Genomic DNA, 422 nt, shown 5'->3' on the forward strand with positions numbered 1-422 from the left:
GTGTAAACCGCCATTTCAAATGCGGTAAAGTGCGGATAGAGGATGATGACTTTTTCGCCGGCGGCGAGGGCTTCGTCAAGATGGTGTTTGTCTTGATAGCGTACCAACGAGCGCAGCTTGTCCGCAGGTGCGTACCAGTAGAGGCCGTATTCGAGCATCAGCTTTGCCATGTGTTGGAAGTGGCGTTTGAGCAGGGCAGTGCGCTGGCTGTCGTTCAGCTCGGGAAAGCATTTTTTAAGGTTGACCTCGCCGACTTTGCGGCGCGGTTTGACTGCGTAATAGGCGAGAATACCGATCGCGTCGGCAATCTTGTGCAACACGCAAAAAGGCAGCAGGCGGATGAGGTAGAGAAAAAGGAAGGCGGCTTTCATGAAGGCTCGCTGTATGTGGGCAAAGGGCTATTATAACCGAAAGGCCGTCTG

At 53.6% G+C, this 422-nt stretch carries 1 protein-coding gene; it reads right to left on the reverse strand.

Translation table 11 applies throughout. From position 1 onward, the window contains the following. On the reverse strand, positions 1 to 371 hold a 371-nt coding region (locus ACTHSP_RS22175; RefSeq protein ID WP_440347030.1), incomplete at its 3' end, for an LpxL/LpxP family acyltransferase. Between the last annotated feature and the right edge of the window lie 51 nt (positions 372 to 422).

The organism is Neisseria sp. P0001.S005 (assembly GCF_051963715.1).